Here is a 16,598-nt window from a genome sequence, read left to right on the forward strand (position 1 = left end):
ATGCGGCGCGCATTTTTTGCATCGCCATCGCAGATAAGCAGAGGGGGCCAGCATGCAGCATCAACAGGACGCACAGGTGCGCGACCCGTATCGCGGCCACGAGATTCGCGTCTGGGCGCGGCGCAACGCGCGCGGCGCGTGGGATGACGAAGTGCAGGTGTATGTCGACGGCGCGCGCATCGAGCTCAGCGTGCCGGAGCCGGCCGGCCCGGAGTGGAAAACCGAGGACGAGGCGCTGCGCGCGGGTGTCGAGCGCGGGCGTTATCTGGTCGACAAGCGCGTCGATGACGATTGACCCGACCCGACCGGCGCGGCCGGAAGCTTGCACGCGGCGCGACAAACCGACGAAGGTGACGCCGGAGAGCCGGACGCCGCGGGTCAGGCGGACGATTCAGGCATCACGGCCGCGCCGCGATCTCGTCGAGGTGCCACAGCAGATCCGCCGGATCGTCATACACGCGTAGCGCGCCCGCGCGTTCCAGCTCGTCGCTGCCGTAACCGCCGGACAGCAACCCGACGCCCAGCGCGCGGCAGCGGCTCGCGGCGAGCATGTCCCAGATGCTGTCGCCAACCACCACCGTATGCTCGATCGGCACGTTCAGCTTCGCGGCGGCCGTCAGGAACAGATCGGGATCCGGCTTCGCATACTTGACCTGATCGCGCGTGACGACCACGTTCTTCGCCGGATCGACGCCCAGCGCCTCGAGGTTGATGGCCGCCGTTTCCATCCGGCCGCTGGTCGCGATCGCCCAGCGGATGCCCGCGTTCGACAGCGCGGCCAGCAGCTCGCGGGCGCCCGGCAGCGGCCGGACCTGCGCGCGCAGCCGCTGGTACGCGGCCGCGTGCAGCCGCGCGAGCCGTTCGACGCGCTCGGCGTCGATGTCGCCGGCCGTCTCGCGCAGCAGCTGGTTCAGGAACAGGCCGCCGCTCATCCCGATCTTGCGGTGGATGCGCCACACCGACAGCTCGATGCCCTCGGCATCGAGCGCTTCCTTCCACGCGAGCACGTGCTGGTAGACGCTGTCGACGAGCGTGCCGTCGAGATCGAACAGAAACGACGTTTCAATGCGCATGTTGAATCTCCTGGCCCGATGAGGTTCGGGCGAATCGTCCGCGAAAAGTCCTTCGACGCATTATCGGCGCGCGGCCGTGTCATCGCCATGTCCCGGCGCCGCGGCCGGCAGCGGCGTGTCGTTTGCCGCTGGTACAATCGCGCCGATGCGCCGGGCCGGCTGCCCGCGCCGCACGCGCCCCCAACCCTCGTCGAATTCCCGTATGGCAACTCCGGACGCCGTCAGTTCCGAACAGTCGTGGTGGGGCGTCCTGGCCCTGGCACTCACTGCCTTCATCTTTAACACCACCGAATTCGTGCCCGTCGCGCTGCTGAGCGCGATCGGCGACAGCCTGCGGATGCAGCCGACCGACGTCGGCCTGATGCTGACGATCTACGCGTGGGCCGTCGCGGTCGTGTCGCTGCCGCTGACGTTCGTCACGCGCCATGTCGAACGTCGCAAGCTGCTGAGCTGCGCGCTGCTGGTGTTCATCGGCAGCCATGTCGTCACCGGCGTCGCGTGGAATTTCACGGTGCTGATGATCGGCCGGCTCGGCATCGCGTGCGCGCATGCGGTATTCTGGTCGATTTCCGTCCCGCTGGCCGTGCGGCTCGCGCCGAGCGACCGGAAAAGCCGCGCGTTGAGCCTGCTCGCGATGGGCACGGCGATCGCGATGGTCGCCGGCATTCCGCTCGGGCGCGTGATCGGCGAGGCGCTCGGCTGGCGCGTGACGTTCCTCGTGATCGGCGGCGCTGCGGCCGTCGCGCTGCTGATGCTGCGCGCGACGCTGCCGACGCTGCCGAGCCAGGGCGCCGGATCGCTGTCCAGCATCGGCATGTTTCTCAGGAAGCCGGCGCTGGTATCGCTGTACGCGATCACCGTGCTGGTCGTGTCCGCGCATTTCACGTCGTACACGTACATCGAGCCGTTCGTGCAGAGCGTCAATCACGCGAGCAGCAGCCGGATTACCTACGTGCTGATCCTGTTCGGCGTCGCCGGCATGCCGGCCGCGGTCTGTTTCAACCGCGTGTTTCCGGAGCGGCCTGCCGATTTCCTGCTCGCGTCGATCATCGCGCTGTCGGCGTGCCTGCTGATCCTGTTCCCGAGCGCGCTGAACATCGTCACGCTGTCGGTTCACACGCTGGTGTGGGGCGGCGCGATCGTCTGCTTCGGGCTCGCGATGCAGGCCTGGGTGCTGAAGCTCGCGCCCGAGGCGACCGATCTCGCGGTGTCGATCTTTTCCGGGCTGTACAACGTCGGCATCGGTGCCGGCGCGCTGCTCGGCAACCATATCGCCGGGGATTTCGGCCTGCCGTGGATCGGCACGTTCGGCGGGGTGGTCGGGATCTTCTCCGCCGGGATCGCGTGGGCCGCGTTGCGGCTGCATGAGCGGCCGGCGGTGGCGTAGTCCGCCGTCGGTGCCATCGCACTGCATGCGGCATGCGGCATGCCGCATGCCACATGCCATGCCGGGCGCGGCCTTTGCTTGAGGCTTTCTGGTCGCTCGCGTGGCTGCAGATCATCAGACATTGAAGACACTGTGGAAGCGCTTCAGGCGCCTATCGCCACCGCAATGATCTGGCCACGGGGACGTGGCCGCATCGCGGTGCCTTCGTGCGGAATACGGGCGGCGGGCCACACCGCATTCCCATCAGGAAAACCCTGATCCGCCCGTACCGACCTCGATTTCCGTCGACGTCGCGAACCACCAGCCTGCCCGCATTTCACTGCTCGCCACGCGGTGCCCTGAAACCTGTCCCGCTCCTCCCAGCAAGCCTTCCAGCCACGCCAACCAGACAAAACGGGTATGGCGCAATGCAATATTCGGCGATCTAAAGCGCATTTCAATACCTGACAGGTATGAAAAAGCGAGGCCAAAAGTATTGGACGGTCCATTTCCCCGCCGCGTATAAATCCGTTCCATGAACTCACCACACGCAGCGTGCCCCATGTCTCCCGTCACCATCGAACGCATTGAAACCCGCCTCGTCGACCTGCCGACGATTCGTCCGCACAAGCTGTCGGTCGCCACGATGCACGGCCAGACGTTGATGCTGGTGAAGGTGACCTGCAGCGACGGCGTGACGGGCACAGGCGAAGGCACGACGATTGCCGGGATGGCCTATGGCCCTGAAAGCCCGGAAGCGATGAAGCTCGCGATCGACGCATACCTCGCGCCGGCGATCATCGGCAAGGATGCGACGCGCATCCAGGCGCTGATGGCGTTCCTCGGCAAGCTCGCGAAGGTCAATCATTTCGCGAAGAGCGCGCTCGAAACCGCGCTGCTCGACGCGCACGGCAAGCGCCTCGGCGTGCCGGTCAGCGAGTTGCTCGGCGGCCGCCGGCGCGATCGCCTGCCGGTCGCGTGGACGCTCGCATCGGGCAACACGGCGACCGATATCGCCGAAGCCGAGCGGATGCTCGACCTGCGCCGCCACAACGTGTTCAAGCTGAAGATCGGCGCGAAGGCGCTCGACGCGGACATCCGCCACGTGGCCGAGATCAAGCGGGCGGTGGGCGAGCGCGCATCGGTGCGCGTCGACGTGAACATGGCGTGGAGCGAAACGCAGGCCGCGCGTGCGATTCCGGCGCTCGCCGATGCCGGCTGCGAACTGGTCGAGCAGCCGGTTGCGTCGGCCGCGGCGCTCGCACGGCTGATGCGCCGCTTCCCGGTCGCGCTGATGGCCGACGAAATCCTGCAGGGCCCGGACAGCGCATTCGAGATCGCGAAGCATCACGGCGCGGACGTGTTCGCGATCAAGATCGAGCAGAGCGGTGGCCTCTTCGCGGCGCAGCGCGTCGCGGCGATCGCGGATGCGGCCGGCATCGAGCTGTACGGCGGCACGATGCTCGAAGGCGCGTTCAGCACGGTCGCGTCCGCGCATCTGTTCGCGAGCTTCGCGAACCTGCAGTGGGGCACCGAACTGTTCGGACCGCTACTGATTACCGAAGAGATTCTCACGACCCCGCTCGACTACAGCGATTTCGAACTGACCGTACCGAGCGGCCCGGGCCTCGGCATCGAGCTCGACGAAGCGAAGATCGCGCGCTTCACCCGCGACGGGCTGACGAAAGTCTCCCGCTGAATCGCGATCACGCGCGACAACCCGCGACAACCCGCGATAACACGATCACGCACCAGGACATCACGATGCTTTTCCACGTACGCATGGACGTCAACCTCCCAGCCGACATGCCGGCCGGCGTGGCCGACGAGATCAAGACCCGCGAGAAGGCGTATTCGCAGGACCTGCAGCGCAGCGGCAAGTGGCGCCACATCTGGCGCATCGCCGGTGAATACGCGAATTACAGCGTGTTCGACGTGTCCGGCAACGCCGAGCTGCACGAGATCCTGACCGGCCTGCCGCTGTTCCCGTACATGAAGATTTCGGTGACGCCGTTGTGTCGCCACCCGTCGTCGATACACGACGGCGACGTTTGAACCACGGAGCCGCCTCTTCCGCAACGGCGGACACCGGGTCACCTTTCCCCAAAATACACGTGGAGACACCATCATGAGCGTCAAAGTATTCGAAACCAAGGAAGTGCAGGATCTGCTGAAGGCCGCGTCGAACGCGGGCGCCAATGGCGGCAACGCGCGCACGCAGCAGGTCGTGCTGCGGCTGCTCGGCGACCTGTTCAAGGCGATCGACGACCTCGACCTTACGCCGGACGAAGTGTGGGCCGGTGTTAACTACCTGAACAAGCTCGGCCAGGACGGCGAGGCGGCGCTGCTCGCGGCCGGCCTCGGCCTCGAGAAGTATCTCGACATCCGGATGGACGCGGAGGACGAGGCGATCGGACTCGACGGCGGCACGCCGCGCACGATCGAAGGCCCGCTGTACGTCGGCGGCGCGCCGGTGCGCGACGGCGTCGCGAAGATCGACCTCGATGCGGATGAAGGCGCGGGCCCGCTGGTGATCCACGGCACGGTCACGGGGGTCGACGGCAAGCCGGTGGCCGGCGCGCTGGTCGAGTGCTGGCACGCGAACTCGCACGGCTTCTACTCGCATTTCGACCCGACCGGCGCACAGAGCGATTTCAACCTGCGCGGCGCGGTGAAGACGGGCGCGGATGGCAAGTACGAATTCCGCACGCTGATGCCGGTCGGCTACGGCTGCCCGCCGCAGGGCGCGACGCAGCAGCTGCTCGACCGCCTCGGCCGTCACGGCAACCGCCCGGCGCACGTGCACTTCTTCGTGACCAGCGACAGCCACCGCAAGTTGACGACGCAGTTCAACATCGACGGCGACCCGCTGATCTGGGACGACTTCGCGTATGCGACGCGCGAGGAGCTGATTCCGCCCGTCACCAGCAAGACCGGCGGCGCCGCGCTCGGGCTGAAGGCCGACGCATATCAGGACATCGAGTTCAACTTCGTCCTGACGCCACGCGTCGAGGGCAAGGACAACCAGATCGTCGAACGCCTGCGCGCTTCCGCCACGGCATAACCGCCCGACGGCACGGCGGCGCGCCTGCGCCGCCGCCGGCCGGGTCCCCGCGAGATTCAATCGATACCGATGCGAGCGTGCTTGCAGGACCCGGCACGCACACAGGAGGAACCAACATGTCCGCCACGATCGACCACACCACCGAACTGGACCACCTGCTCGCCACAGCCGTGCAGGACGACAAGGAAGCCGGCGTCTTCCGCTGCCGCCGCGACATCTTCACGAACGAGGCGCTCTACGAGCTCGAGATGAAGCACATCTTCGAGGGCAACTGGGTGTACCTCGCGCACGAGAGCCAGATCCCGAACAACAACGATTACTACACGACGTGGATCGGCCGCCAGCCGGTCGTCATCACGCGCGACAAGACAGGCGAGCTGCACGCGGTGATCAATGCGTGCGCGCACAAGGGCGCGATGCTGTGCCGCCGCAAGCACGGCAACAAGGGCAGCTTCACGTGCCCGTTCCACGGCTGGACCTTCTCGAACACCGGCAAGCTGCTGAAGGTGAAGGACGAGAAGACGACCGAGTATCCGGTGCAGTTCAACACGCACGGCTCGCACGACCTGAAGAAGGTCGCGCGATTCCAGAACTACCGCGGCTTCCTGTTCGGCAGCCTGACCGACGACGTGCTGCCGCTCGAGGAGTATCTCGGCGAGGCGCGCGTGATCATCGACCAGATCGTCGACCAGGCGCCGAACGGGCTCGAAGTGCTGCGCGGCAACTCCTCCTACATCTACGAAGGCAACTGGAAGATGCAGATGGAGAACGGTTGCGACGGCTATCACGTGAGCACCGTGCACTGGAACTACGCGGCGACGATGGGCCGCCGCAAGGAAGACGGCACCAAGGCCGTCGACGCGAACAGCTGGAGCAAGTCGGTCGCGGGCGTGTACGGCTTCGACAACGGCCACATCCTGTTGTGGACCAAGACGATGAACCCCGAAGTGCGGCCCGTGTACCAGCACCGCGACGAGATCAAGGCGCGCGTCGGCGACGTGCAGGCCGACTTCATCGTGAACCAGACGCGCAACCTGTGCGTGTACCCGAACGTGTTCCTGATGGACCAGTTCAGCACGCAGATCCGCGTGGTGCGCCCGCTCGGCGTCGACAAGACCGAAGTCAGCATCTTCTGTTTCGCGCCGAAGGGCGAGAGCGAAGCCGACCGCACGACGCGCATCCGCCAGTACGAGGACTTCTTCAACGTGACCGGAATGGGTACGGCCGACGACCTCGAGGAGTTCCGTGCATGCCAAGCCGGCTATGCAGGCATCACGGCGATGTGGAACGACCTGTCGCGCGGCGCGCCGCTATGGATCGACGGGCCGGACGAGAACGCGAAAAGGATGGGGCTGAACCCGCGCATCTCGGGCGAGCGCAGCGAGGACGAAGGGCTGTTCGTGTGCCAGCACGAACACTGGGTGCACGTGATGCGCGATGCACTGAAGAAGGAACGCGGGGAGGTGGAAGCATGAACATCGATTACCGGACCATCTGCGCGGCGCTGTATCGCGAAGCGCGCCTGCTCGACGACCGCGAGTGGGACGAGTGGCTGACCTGCTACACGGAAGACGTCACGTACTGGATGCCCGCGTGGGACGACGACGACCGGCCGACCGACGATCCGCACAGCCAGATCTCGCTGATGTATTACGCGGATCGCGGCGGCCTCGAGGATCGCGTGTTCCGGATCAAGACCGAGCGCAGCGGCGCGTCGACGCCCGAGCCGCGCACCAGCCACAACGTGACGAACGTCGAGGTGCTGGCCGAGCGCGACGGCGAGGTGGACGTGCGCTACAACTTCCACACGCTGAACCACCGCTACCGCGTGACCGATCACTTCTTCGGCACGATGTTCGTTACGTTGCGCCGCTCGGGCGACGCATGGCTGATCTCGAACAAGAAGATCGTGCTGAAGAACGACTACATCCGGCAGGTGCTCGACGTGTATCACGTCTGACGCCGATCGATTCGACAAGTAACACCGGGAGACAATGTCATGTCCACCTACAAGATTGCACTGAACTTCGAGGACGGGGTCACCCGCTTCATCGACTGCAAGGCCGGCGAGAAGGTGCTCGACGCTGCGTTCCGCGCGAAGATCAACCTGCCGATGGACTGTTCCGACGGCGTGTGCGGCACCTGCAAGTGCCGCGCGGAGAGCGGCAGCTACGATCTCGGCGACGATTACATCGACGACGCGCTCACCGAGGATGAAAAGAACGGCGGTCTCGTCCTGACGTGCCAGATGGTGCCGCAAAGCGATTGCGTGATCGCGGTGCCGAGCTCGTCGATCGCCTGCAAGACCGGCCACAGCGCGTTCGCCGCGACCGTGACGAAGGTCGAGCCGCACAACGATGCGGCGATCGTGCTCGAACTCGACGTCGATGCGGCCGCGCCGGTGTTCCTGCCCGGCCAGTACGTGAACATCGGCGTGCCGGGCAGCGGCCAGCACCGGTCGTATTCGTTCTCGTCCGCGCCGGGCGACACGAAGGTCGGATTCCTGATCAAGAAGATTCCCGGCGGCGTGATGAGCACGTGGCTCGAATCGGCCAGACCCGGCGATACGCTCGAACTGAACGGGCCGCTCGGCAGCTTCTACCTGCGCGATGCGGCGCGGCCGCTGCTGTTCCTTGCGGGCGGCACGGGCCTCGCGCCGTTCCTGTCGATGCTCGAGGTGCTCGCGCGCAGCGGCTCGCGGCAGAAGGTGCACCTGATCTACGGCGTGACGCGCGATCTCGACCTGGTGCTGGTCGACGCGATCGAAGCGTATGCGGAGAAGCTGCCGAACTTCAGCTTCTCGACCGTCGTTGCCGATGCGGCGTCGAGCCATCCGCGCAAGGGCTGGGTCACGCAGCACATTCCGGCCGATGCGCTGAACGACGGCGACGTGGACGTCTACCTGTGCGGGCCGCCGCCGATGGTCGACGCGGTGCGCCAGTACTTCGACGATGCAGGCGTGAAGCCCAACAGCTTCCACTACGAGAAGTTCACCCCGAACGTGACGGCAAAGGCGGCATGACCATGCAACGATTCTCTGGAAAGGTCGTTGTCGTCACCGGCGCGGCGCAGGGCATCGGCCGCGGCGTTGCGCTGCGCGCGGCGGCCGAGGGTGGCCGCGTGCTGTTCGTCGATCGCGCGGATTTCGTGGCGGAGGTGGCCGCCGAGGCGCCGGGCGGCAACACGGCCGGATTCGTCGCGGATCTCGAGACCTACGACGGCGCGCGCGCGGCGATGGCGTGCGCGGTCGCGACGTTCGGCCGGATCGACGTGCTGATCAACGGCGTCGGCGGTGCGATCCGGATGCGGCCGTTCGCCGAGTTCGAGCCCGAGCAGATCGACGCGGAAATCCGCCGCTCGCTGATGCCGACGCTCTACAGTTGCCACGCGGTGCTGCCGCACTTGCTGGCCGGGGGCGGCGGCACGATCGTCAACGTGTCGTCGAACGCGACGCGCGGCATTCGGCGCGTGCCATATTCGGCCGCGAAAGGCGGCGTCAATGCGCTGACGGCGGCGCTCGCGATGGAATATGCGGAGCACGGCATCCGCGTGGTCGCGACCGCGCCGGGCGGTACCACGGCGCCGCCGCGCCGCGTGCCGCGCAATGCGGCCGGGGACAATGCGCAGGAACAGGCGTGGATGGCCGAAGCGGTGCGGCAGGTGACCGATTCGACGTTCTTCAAGCGTTACGGCACGCTCGATGAACAGATCGCGCCGATCCTGTTCCTCGCGTCGGATGAAGCGAGTTACATCACCGGCACGGTGCTGCCGGTCGCGGGCGGCGATACGGGTTGAGCGGCCGGGTTGCCTGTTCCCCCGCTGCTTCAGCGAGGCGCGCGCCGCGGTCAGGCGTGCGCACGATGACCATCGAACAACCGGCCGACGCGGAACGTCCGGCCACGGAGACACTCATGCGCGAACGCGAAGCGATCATCCCCGCGGGAATGGAAGCCGTATACGAAAAAATCGGTTATGCGCCGGCGATCAAGGCGGGCGATACCGTGTACGTATCCGGCCAGATCGGCCGCGACGCGGCGATGCAACTGGTGGAAGAACGCGAGGCGCAGATCGTGCAGGCGTTCGAGAATCTCAGGCTGGTGCTCGAGGCGGCCGGCGCGTCGCTCGACGACGTGGTCGACCTGACGACCTTTCATACCGACATGCGCGACCTGCCGCTGTTCATGGCGGTGCGCGACCGCTATCTCCATGCGCATCCGCGGCCGGCGTGGACCGCGGTCGGCGCACACATGCTCGGCGGGGCGCCCGGTTATATCGTCGAAATCAAGGCGGTTGCCGTGCTGCGGGGATAGTCGCTGCCGCTGCTGGTGAGACGACGCGATCCCACCGCTTGCCGCACGCATCGGATGCAGACGTGCGGCCCGTCTACCGCCGGATCGCCGCTCGCAACCGCCTCACGTCCTGTTCTGACACCGGTGCGGCGTGATTTCCCCACGCGCCGCGCACATAGCTGACCACCGCGGCGATCTCGCTGCTCGTCAGCGCGCCGCGCATCGCCGGCATCCGCTGCACGGGGCCGTCCGTGCCGGGCGCAGGCCGCGCGCCTTCGACGACGATCCGGATCGCGCTGGCATGACCGGCGATGAACGCCGCAATTCGGCGGTCGAGACCTGGACGTGCGGTCTCACAAGTGCAACTAACGGTCAATCGCGGTCCCGCCCCCGACACGGATACGCACGCGACGCGGCAACGCGGTATCGCCCGACGCTGATGCAGAAACTGCGCTTGCAGGGGGGCGGCCGGATCCCGTACCGCGTCATTCCGGACACGTCAACGATGCACGCACCGGTTTTCACGCTCGGCGTCCCCGTTGCCGACGGCGTTCGCCGACCGCCGGCGCAGACGCAGACGGTCCACGCACCTTTGCCGCGACGAAGCGGCCGGTGCGCGACATCGCACTTACCGGCACGCGCGTGAAAACAGCAGCGAATCGGCGTCGTTGAAGCGAATCTGCACCGGATCTGCATACCCGGCCTTCTGCGCGACGCGGATCGACGCGATGTTGGTCGGTGCAATCAGGCATACGCTGCGCTCGAACCGGTGCTGCGCATCGAGCCAGCCGAGCGCATGCGACAGCGCCTCGGTCGCATAGCCCTTGCCGTGCGCCCAGCTCGAGAGCGCCCAGCCGGCTTCCGGCACGCTGCGAATCGACGGCTCGATCGCGCGATGGAAGTCGGCGAAGCCGAGATCGCCGACGTAGCGGCCCGACGACTTCTCGCGAATCGCCCAGTAGCCGTAGCCGAGCAGCGGCCACAGTCCGCGATACGCGAGCAGCCGCATCCACGAGTCACGCGGCGCCGACGGATTGCCGTTGAAGATGTGCGCGACGACGGTCGGCTCGGCCCACATCGCGGCGAGCGCGTCGAAGTCGCCGAGCGGGTGACCTTCGAGGATCAGGCGGGGCGTATCGAGAACCGGTGGGGACGTGACGGGCGGCAGGGCGCTGGGTGTCATCGGGCGTTCCATGAGGAAAGGAAGGCGGCGCAGTGCGCCGCGCTTGGGTCCCGTACGATACCGCGGAAACTGCGGCGCAGCCGCAAATCCCCGTCTGCGGCGGGGAATGCGGCCGCATCGTCCGGCTTGCCGTCGTCCGATGATTCCGGCACGGGCTGGCGACCGCGTGGCGGAATCGCGCCCGTGCCGGGCGGTTTCTACTTGCGACTTTTCAGGAAGCTGCGCCCGTGCGCGGTGATCGACGCACCGGATCGGCCGTTCGCGGAATGGCTGACGAAGCCCGCGCCGACGAGTTCCTGCTCGACCGACCAGCCGAGCGCCGGCGCATCGCGGCCGTAGCGCACATCGGCGAGACGCTCGAGCGCCCAGATCGCGGAGGCCGACAGGTTGGGGGTGTGGGACGTGACGTTGTCGTTCATCGCTTCCTCGAAGTGTAGTGATTCAGGGTGAACGGCACGAGGCCGTGGGATCGGGCGACGCAGCGTCAGCGTGCCTGCAGCAGGGGCAACAGCGCCTGGAGCGCTGCATCCTCGTCGGGGCCAGTGGCGAGCACCTGCGCGGACGTGCCGCCATGCATCTGTAGCGCCGCGATGGCCGTCGCGTCCTTCGCGCTGCCGCTGAGCCCGTTGGCGAGCAGCAGGATGTCGCTTTCGAAGCGGTGTGCCGCCGCGACGATCGCGTCACACGACGCGATCGCACGCCTGCGGCTCCAGGCGGGGCCGATTTCAACGTAGACGACGGTTGCCACGATGCGGATCAACCTCGGGGAAAGTCGCCGGAACGGCGTGGAGCGGCCGGCCGGCAGCACGGCGGGACCGCGCGGAGCGCGGTTTCCCGACGGGGCGCCGGGTGTTGTGCACCAGGCATCGGTGCATCATTCATCTCGAACATGTCGACATCCTCAGCGAAACCGCCATCAAGTCCGGCGAATGATCGAAAACTGACAATTATAATACAGCAACGTGTTTATGTGTATTGCATTATAATGCCGTGTGCGCGACATGCTGCCTGGCCGATTTGTCGACGGGGCAGTACGGCGCGCGGTCCGGCCACGTGCTTGCGTGTCCGGCATTTTTTTATCGATTGACGTGAACTCCCACCGAATGGAAGCTGCAATGAACGCCGCCCCCGCCTGCCCGCAATGCGCGATGGAAAACACCTACCCGGATGGCACGCTGACCGTGTGCGCGGACTGCGGCCATGAATGGTCGGCCGGAGCCGGCGCCGATGCGGGCGACGAACCGGCGGGCGACGTCGTCAAGGACGCGAATGGCAACGTGCTGTCGGACGGCGATTCGGTCGTGCTGATCAAGGACTTGCGCGTGAAGGGTTCGTCGATCACGCTGAAGATGGGCACCAAGGTCAAGAGCATCCGTCTCGTCGGCGGCGATCACGAAGTCGATTGCAAGACCGACATGGGCGGCTTCATGCTGAAGGCCTGCTACCTGAAGAAGGTATGACCGCACGCGGTACGAGCCATTCTCCGATCAACCGGGCCTGTCGAGCATGAGCGAGGATCGAATTTCCTATGACGCGTTCCTGCAGTTCCTGGCGGCGCCGTTGAACGACGGCCGTCCGTTCGTGCTCGAGACGAAGCATGCGGTGTCACTGCACTTCGACCACTTCGGCACGCAGAGCTTCATGTCGCTGAAGGATCCGGTCAGGCTCGAACTTGGCTATACGCGCGTGATGATGGGTTTCCTGCTGCTGCAGCCGGCGCCCGCGCGTATCTGCATGATCGGGCTCGGCGGTGGATCGCTGGCGAAGTACTGCTATCGGCACCTGCCCGACACGGCGATCGACGCTGTCGAGATCAATCCGGACGTGATCGCGCTGCGCGACGTGTTCAGGATTCCGCAAGACGACGCGCGCTTCGCGGTAGTCTGCGCGGACGGCGCAGACTACGTCGCGCGGCCGGACGTCCAGGCGGACGTGATCCTGCACGACGCGTTCGTCGCCGATGGCATGCCGGGCCGCTGCACGGGCACCGCGTTTCTCGACGCGTGCCGTGCGCGGCTGAGCGAAACGGGCGTGCTCGCGATCAACTTTATGGACGACGATCCCGCGTTGCCGCGGCATCTCGAGCAACTGCGTGCGGTGTTCGATGATTCGTGCGCGCTGGTGCCGTGCGGCGACGACAACAACTTCATTGCGTTCGCGTGGAAGAACGGCAACCCGCTGCCGTCGCTGCGCATCCTGCTCGAGCGCGCGCTGGGATTCGGCTCGGCGGGCGCGCTCAAGCTCTCGTCCACCGCTCGGCGCATGAAGGAAGGTGAGTGCATCGATCCCGCGCGGCTCGTCTGGCGCGCGCGCGAACATCCACGATGGGAAATTTGCGCCTGACGGCGCCGCGGGTTCGACTGCGCTTACTTCAGCCCTTGCTTCACGCGCTTGCCGAGCGGGCTCTTGGTCTTGTACGTGACGCCGTGTTTGTCGAGATACTCGCGGATCAACTGACGCACGACTTGCGACGGTGTGAGGTCCTGCTCCGCGCAGAGCATTTCGAATGCTTCTTTTTTGGCGGGATCGATCAGGACGGTCAGGCGGGCGGTTTTCGTTTCCATCGGGATGGCAGGGGTGGTCGATATGTTAATCAAATTATAATCGATCCGCTTTCGGTGCCAAATGTGTCATGCACGGTTCGTGCACCGGCACACCCGGGCCCGGGAGCCTCGGATTGCTCGAAGCATATGGAAAACATGATAACAAGATTATCATGCTCTGTTGGTTGTATTGGGCTTTAAGTACAATATCGACCGGGGCTGCCGGCTCCGGCTTGCCCGAGCGGCTCCGTCGTCCGCACGGCCGGTGACTCGGCTGCTTCCGTTTCCACGCGGCGTGCGTGCACCGTCACTGCGGCGCTGCCTGGTCGTCTCTTCGCGTTTACTACACAGCCACTTCGCTATCCGCCTCATGACCCCGATCAAGTTCGTTCTCCGCTACACGGCGATTCCTTTCGTAGCCATCGTGGCCGTCGTGGTGTGGGCAGTCGCGCCGTCGTCGAAAGAGGTCGACGCGCGGCAATATGCGGCGCTGTCGCGCGGATACGCGAGCTTTCCGCTACCGTTTCGACATGAAATCTCGGAAGCGATGGAGCAGGGCCGGATCAGCGACCGGCGTTACCAGACGCTCGTTCGCGATTCGCTGGGTAATGGTGTGGCGCTGGACTGGCCGGCGTCAGGTGTTGCCGACGTCGCTGCCGAGCGGCAAAGACTGGCCGAACTGCTGAAGGCCGATTCCGGCCTGGAGGAACATCAACAATGAAGATTGCGCTGGTTTCGGTGGCTTTCGTGATGATTATCGGAAGCCTGGTTTTCGCGCTGTATTTCATGAATCACGACCGGGGCGGCAGCAAGCGGATGGCGTGGTCGCTCGCGGCGCGGGTCGGGCTGTCGATCACGCTGTTCCTGTCGCTGCTGATCGCATACCGGCTCGGGTGGATCGAGCCGACGGGGCTGCCGATCGGGCGGTGAGGCGCGGCATTCGCCCTCGCCGCCGCAGCAAACGAGGTATTGCCCACGGAAGGATTGCCACGGGCATCCGTTTCAGTATCAGCGTGATCGGCAAGCTGTCAAAATGCCGCGCAGCAGATCGATCGGCGGCGGCGGACATCCAGGAATGGTCACATCGACGGGCAGGACCGACGAAACGGGGCCGCACACGGCGTAGCTGTCGGCAAAAATGCCGCCCGTGCACGCGCACTCGCCGGCTGCGACGACCAGCTTCGGCGCCGGCGTCGCCTCGTACGCGGCAAGCACGGCTGCCTTCATGTTCAGTGTGACGGGGCCGGTCACGAGCAGCAGGTCCGCATGGCGCGGGCTGGCGACGAATTTGATCCCGAGCCCTTCGATGTTGTAGTACGGGTTGCTCAGTGCGTGAATCTCCAGTTCGCAGCCGTTGCACGAACCCGCATCGATCTGCCGGATGCACAACGCGCGGCCGAGGAGGTCGAGAATGTCCTGACGAATCTGCTGCGCCTCGTGTCGCCAGGTGGCTTCGGCGGTCGGCACGGGCTCGTCGGGAAATTCAGTGCGCGCGAACTGACGGATGAGTTGCCACATCAGAGATCGTGCCCCGCGTAGTTCAGATTGAACGATTTGTTGATCAGTGGGAAATCGGGAACGATGTTGCCAATGATCGCGTGCTCGAGCGCCGGCCAGTTCTGCCATGACGGATCGTGGCAATGGCATCGCGCGATGGCATCGCCTGATGCCATCTCGAGCGCGACGAATACGTCGCCGCGCCAGCCCTCCACCCAGCCGATTCCCCTGGATGGCGCCGCCGCGGGCGTGACGCCGACGGCGATCGGCCCTTCCGGAAGATTCGCCAGCAGTTCGCCCATCAGACGCAGCGATTCGTCGATTTCGGCAAACCGCACGGCGACCCGCGCGGCGACGTCGCCGCGCGGGTCGCTTGCCGCCTTGACGGCCAGATCGCCGTAAGGGGCCGGCCGCAGGTTCGCGCGCACGTCGAATGTCTGGCCGCTGGCGCGGGCGGCCATGCCGCGCACGCCGAAATGCGCGACGACGTCGGCATTCAATCGGCCGGTGCCGAGAAACCGGTCTTGCAGCCCGGACTGCTCCTCGTAGATCTTCCGCATCACGTGTACTTCGCGCGCGATGCGTTCGCACTGTTCGGTGAGGGTCGCCGCGTCCTCGGGATGAATGTCGACGGCCAGCCCGCCCGGCACGATTCGATCCATCAGGTATCGATGCCCGAAGATTCCGCCGTTGGTCCGTACCCAGTTCTCCTTGAGCCGCGAGAACTGTGCGAGACCGAACGCGAATCCGGCGTCGTTGCCGAGTGCGCCGAGGTCGCCGAGGTGATTGGCAATGCGCTCGCGCTCGAGCAGGAGTGCGCGCAGAACCAGCGCACGCGCCGGCACGGCTGTGCCGCACGCCTGCTCGAGTGCCATGCAATAGGCCCACGAGAACGCAACGGTCGAATCGCCGGCGACCCGGCCCGCAACACGATGGCCGTTCGACGCGGCCGTCCGTTCGAACAGCCGTTCGACGCCGCGATGCACATAGCCGAGCCGCTCCTCGAGCCGCAGCACCTTCTCTCCGACGACCGAAAACCGGAAATGGCCCGGCTCGATGATGCCGGCGTGAATCGGCCCGACGGCAATCTCGTGCACGCCTTCGCCGACAACCTGCACGAACGGGTAATCCGCTTCGTTCGATTCGAATCGCTCGATTCCGGTTGCCCGCTTTTGCAGCGGAAAGTAGTCGCCGGGCCAGTTACCGTGATTGAGCCACGGGCGCGTGTCGCGCGTGTTGCGCTCGCGCAGGCCGGTCAGGTCGAAAATTGCGCGCTGCATGCGCGTTGCGGCGGGAAACACGCCCGCGAGATCGGGATAGTCGCCGTCGGCCCGCGGTTCCGGCCCTGTCGCGAGGCGCACCCACAGGACGCCGTCGTCGCATTCGTAAGCCGCGTTGACTGAAAATACGCGCTCGGGCGTTTCGGTGCCCCACATCGCAACGAGCCGGCTACGGTCCGTCCGCGCGGCATGCGCGATGTCGAGCCATCGCGCTTCGTCGACGTCAACCACGGTAGCCGGCACCTGGCCTGCTTCGTGCCCGAGGCGAGTCGAGCCGTCCGCCTGAATCAAGTCGAGTCGCAT

22 protein-coding genes and 1 pseudogene are annotated in these 16,598 nt (G+C 66.0%); 14 read left to right on the forward strand and 9 right to left on the reverse strand.

Annotated elements, in window-relative coordinates:
• The first annotated feature begins 52 nt into the window (after positions 1–52).
• On the forward strand, positions 53–295 hold the full coding sequence (locus tag LGM71_RS26440) for a DUF6566 family protein (RefSeq protein WP_151049235.1): 243 nt from the start codon (positions 53–55) through the stop codon (positions 293–295).
• 103 nt (positions 296–398) lie between these two features.
• On the opposite strand, the gene LGM71_RS26445 is transcribed toward LGM71_RS26440, so the two are convergent.
• A complete protein-coding gene (locus tag LGM71_RS26445; protein ID WP_044843419.1) occupies positions 399–1,073 on the reverse strand; it encodes an HAD family hydrolase in 675 nt (224 codons plus the stop codon).
• Positions 1,074–1,275: 202 nt separating this feature from the next.
• Between LGM71_RS26445 and LGM71_RS26450 the strand changes: the two genes are divergently transcribed.
• A complete protein-coding gene (locus LGM71_RS26450; protein WP_124901591.1) occupies positions 1,276–2,460 on the forward strand; it encodes a sugar transporter in 1,185 nt (394 codons plus the stop codon).
• 243 nt (positions 2,461–2,703) lie between these two features.
• On the opposite strand, the gene LGM71_RS26455 is transcribed toward LGM71_RS26450, so the two are convergent.
• Complete coding sequence (locus tag LGM71_RS26455; RefSeq protein ID WP_226117389.1) at positions 2,704–2,976, reverse strand: hypothetical protein; 273 nt, start codon at positions 2,974–2,976, stop codon at positions 2,704–2,706.
• A gap of 25 nt (positions 2,977–3,001) precedes the next feature.
• Here LGM71_RS26455 and LGM71_RS26460 point away from each other — a divergent pair, with 25 nt between their 5' ends.
• The 8 genes from LGM71_RS26460 to LGM71_RS26495 all read left to right on the forward strand — a co-directional run bounded on the left by LGM71_RS26460 (position 3,002) and on the right by LGM71_RS26495 (position 9,813).
• Positions 3,002–4,138 (forward strand): muconate/chloromuconate family cycloisomerase, encoded by a 1,137-nt coding sequence (locus LGM71_RS26460; protein WP_226117390.1) that lies wholly within the window; start codon positions 3,002–3,004, stop codon positions 4,136–4,138.
• A gap of 65 nt (positions 4,139–4,203) precedes the next feature.
• The gene (catC, locus tag LGM71_RS26465; RefSeq protein WP_059602461.1) at positions 4,204–4,494 is read left to right on the forward strand and encodes a muconolactone Delta-isomerase; all 291 of its coding nucleotides are present in this window, start codon (positions 4,204–4,206) and stop codon (positions 4,492–4,494) included.
• A gap of 73 nt (positions 4,495–4,567) precedes the next feature.
• Positions 4,568–5,503, forward strand: coding sequence for a catechol 1,2-dioxygenase (gene catA, locus LGM71_RS26470; protein ID WP_226117391.1), 936 nt, complete (start codon positions 4,568–4,570; stop codon positions 5,501–5,503).
• A gap of 116 nt (positions 5,504–5,619) precedes the next feature.
• A complete protein-coding gene (locus tag LGM71_RS26475) occupies positions 5,620–6,978 on the forward strand; it encodes a Rieske 2Fe-2S domain-containing protein (RefSeq protein WP_226117392.1) in 1,359 nt (452 codons plus the stop codon).
• A complete protein-coding gene (gene benB / locus LGM71_RS26480; RefSeq protein WP_059602469.1) occupies positions 6,975–7,463 on the forward strand; it encodes a benzoate 1,2-dioxygenase small subunit in 489 nt (162 codons plus the stop codon). The genes LGM71_RS26475 and benB overlap by 4 nt, the downstream gene beginning before the upstream one ends.
• A 39-nt stretch (positions 7,464–7,502) precedes the next feature.
• Entirely contained in the window at positions 7,503–8,525 is a 1,023-nt protein-coding gene (gene benC / locus LGM71_RS26485; protein WP_226117394.1) for a benzoate 1,2-dioxygenase electron transfer component BenC, read from the forward strand.
• A complete protein-coding gene (benD, locus tag LGM71_RS26490; protein ID WP_226117396.1) occupies positions 8,522–9,298 on the forward strand; it encodes a benzoate diol dehydrogenase BenD in 777 nt (258 codons plus the stop codon). The genes benC and benD overlap by 4 nt, the downstream gene beginning before the upstream one ends.
• Positions 9,299–9,414: 116 nt before the next feature.
• Complete coding sequence (locus LGM71_RS26495) at positions 9,415–9,813, forward strand: RidA family protein (RefSeq protein WP_059602885.1); 399 nt, start codon at positions 9,415–9,417, stop codon at positions 9,811–9,813.
• Positions 9,814–9,886: 73 nt separating this feature from the next.
• Here the strand turns inward: LGM71_RS26495 and LGM71_RS26500 are convergent.
• The 4 genes and pseudogenes from LGM71_RS26500 to LGM71_RS26515 form a co-directional block, all read right to left on the reverse strand.
• Positions 9,887–10,096 (reverse strand): annotated as a pseudogene (locus tag LGM71_RS26500) (hypothetical protein); the annotation flags it as partial.
• A gap of 324 nt (positions 10,097–10,420) precedes the next feature.
• A complete protein-coding gene (locus LGM71_RS26505) occupies positions 10,421–10,975 on the reverse strand; it encodes a GNAT family N-acetyltransferase (protein WP_226117397.1) in 555 nt (184 codons plus the stop codon).
• Between the two features lie 197 nt (positions 10,976–11,172).
• Complete coding sequence (locus tag LGM71_RS26510; RefSeq protein WP_059602484.1) at positions 11,173–11,394, reverse strand: hypothetical protein; 222 nt, start codon at positions 11,392–11,394, stop codon at positions 11,173–11,175.
• 65 nt (positions 11,395–11,459) lie between these two features.
• Positions 11,460–11,723: an HPr family phosphocarrier protein gene (locus LGM71_RS26515; protein WP_185715837.1), complete on the reverse strand. Its 264-nt coding sequence runs from the start codon at positions 11,721–11,723 to the stop codon at positions 11,460–11,462.
• A 367-nt stretch (positions 11,724–12,090) separates the two neighbouring features.
• On the opposite strand from LGM71_RS26515, the gene LGM71_RS26520 reads away from it, so the two are divergent.
• Positions 12,091–12,435 carry a zinc ribbon domain-containing protein YjdM gene (locus LGM71_RS26520; protein WP_006752903.1) on the forward strand — a complete coding sequence of 115 codons (345 nt, stop codon included), beginning with the start codon at positions 12,091–12,093 and terminating at the stop codon, positions 12,433–12,435.
• Positions 12,436–12,481: 46 nt separating this feature from the next.
• Complete coding sequence (locus LGM71_RS26525; protein WP_151049254.1) at positions 12,482–13,318, forward strand: spermidine synthase; 837 nt, start codon at positions 12,482–12,484, stop codon at positions 13,316–13,318.
• Positions 13,319–13,341: 23 nt separating this feature from the next.
• Here the strand turns inward: LGM71_RS26525 and LGM71_RS26530 are convergent, their stop codons facing one another.
• On the reverse strand, positions 13,342–13,539 hold the full coding sequence (locus LGM71_RS26530; protein WP_059602491.1) for a ribbon-helix-helix protein, CopG family: 198 nt from the start codon (positions 13,537–13,539) through the stop codon (positions 13,342–13,344).
• 349 nt (positions 13,540–13,888) lie between these two features.
• On the opposite strand from LGM71_RS26530, the gene LGM71_RS26535 reads away from it, so the two are divergent.
• Both LGM71_RS26535 and LGM71_RS26540 read left to right on the forward strand, forming a co-directional pair.
• On the forward strand, positions 13,889–14,239 hold the full coding sequence (locus LGM71_RS26535; protein ID WP_059602495.1) for a hypothetical protein: 351 nt from the start codon (positions 13,889–13,891) through the stop codon (positions 14,237–14,239).
• Positions 14,236–14,448, forward strand: coding sequence for a DUF2909 domain-containing protein (locus LGM71_RS26540; RefSeq protein WP_059511443.1), 213 nt, complete (start codon positions 14,236–14,238; stop codon positions 14,446–14,448). The genes LGM71_RS26535 and LGM71_RS26540 overlap by 4 nt, the downstream gene beginning before the upstream one ends.
• Before the next feature lie 78 nt (positions 14,449–14,526).
• On the opposite strand, the gene LGM71_RS26545 is transcribed toward LGM71_RS26540, so the two are convergent.
• Both LGM71_RS26545 and LGM71_RS26550 read right to left on the reverse strand, forming a co-directional pair.
• Positions 14,527–15,036, reverse strand: a complete 510-nt coding sequence (locus LGM71_RS26545; RefSeq protein ID WP_124625389.1) for an NADH-quinone oxidoreductase subunit B family protein — start codon at positions 15,034–15,036, stop codon at positions 14,527–14,529.
• Positions 15,036–16,598, reverse strand: a complete 1,563-nt coding sequence (locus tag LGM71_RS26550; RefSeq protein WP_226117398.1) for an NADH-quinone oxidoreductase subunit C — start codon at positions 16,596–16,598, stop codon at positions 15,036–15,038. The genes LGM71_RS26545 and LGM71_RS26550 overlap by 1 nt, the downstream gene beginning before the upstream one ends.

The sequence above is a fragment of the Burkholderia sp. AU33545 genome, from assembly GCF_020419685.1.
In the GTDB taxonomy this organism is placed as follows: domain Bacteria; phylum Pseudomonadota; class Gammaproteobacteria; order Burkholderiales; family Burkholderiaceae; genus Burkholderia; species Burkholderia diffusa.